This is a genomic window from Neisseria sp. P0021.S007, from assembly GCF_051956855.1.
The window spans coordinates 1-891 of record NZ_JBQCXA010000252.1 but is presented as its reverse complement, the minus strand read 5'-3'; the positions used below and the strand labels follow the sequence as shown (position 1 = coordinate 891).

The window sequence follows — 891 nt, the reverse complement described above, 5'->3', positions numbered from 1 at the left end:
AGTATGAAGCGCAAAGCAGACGGCACATTACCATCGAAGTGGACGGCGGCATCAAAACCGACAATATCGCTGCCGTCGCGGCGGCGGGTGCCGATACTTTTGTGGCAGGTTCGGCAATTTTTGGGAAGCCGGACTATAAGGCGGTGATTGATGCTATGAGGGCGGAACTGGCTTCTGTGGTCTAATGTGCTGAACTGCTTGGCAAATCGTTTCTCAATCTCTGTATCTTCTCAGACTTGATTACCTTGCTCTGCTTTAAAATCTATCCGCACCAACTACGCTGATAACAAAAGGTCGTCTGAAAACCAAAAATCGGGTTTTCAGACGACCTTTTTGTGTTGATCAACACTTATTTTTCCATTTTCAAGCCAAAGTGCAGGTAGGCGCGTTCGGTTGCCATTCTGCCGCGCGGGGTGCGTTGCAGGAAACCTTGTTGGATAAGGTAAGGCTCGATCACGTCTTCGATGGTGTCCGTAGATTCGCCGATGGCGGCGGCAACGTTGTCAAGGCCGACGGGGCCGCCGCTGAATTTGTGCAGGATGGCTTCGAGGAATTTTCTGTCCATGACGTCCAAACCTTGTGCGTCCACATCCAGCATACTTAAAGCGGCATCGGCAACGGCGGCATCGATTACGCCGTTGTTTTTCACATCGGCAAAATCGCGTACGCGGCGCAGCAGGCGGTTGGCGATGCGGGGCGTCCCTCGGCTGCGTTTGGCGACTTCCATCGCGCCTTCTTCGCCCATGTCGAGTTGCAGTAATTGTGCGGAACGGCGGACGATGGTGGCAAGGTCTTGATTTTGGTAAAACTCCAAACGGGCAACGATGCCGAAGCGGTCGCGCAGAGGGTTGGTCAGCATACCTGCACGGGTGGTTGCGCCGACGAGCGTGA

1 protein-coding gene and 1 pseudogene are annotated in these 891 nt (G+C 54.0%); one reads left to right on the top strand and one right to left on the bottom strand.

Features of this window, described 5'->3' with window-relative positions; translation table 11 throughout:
• Positions 1-185: pseudogene (locus ACTHUR_RS12615) on the top strand (ribulose-phosphate 3-epimerase); the annotation flags it as partial.
• Between the two features lie 164 nt (positions 186-349).
• Here ACTHUR_RS12615 and ruvB read toward each other — a convergent pair.
• On the bottom strand, positions 350-891 hold a 542-nt coding region (ruvB, locus tag ACTHUR_RS12610; RefSeq protein ID WP_440398826.1), incomplete at its 5' end, for a Holliday junction branch migration DNA helicase RuvB.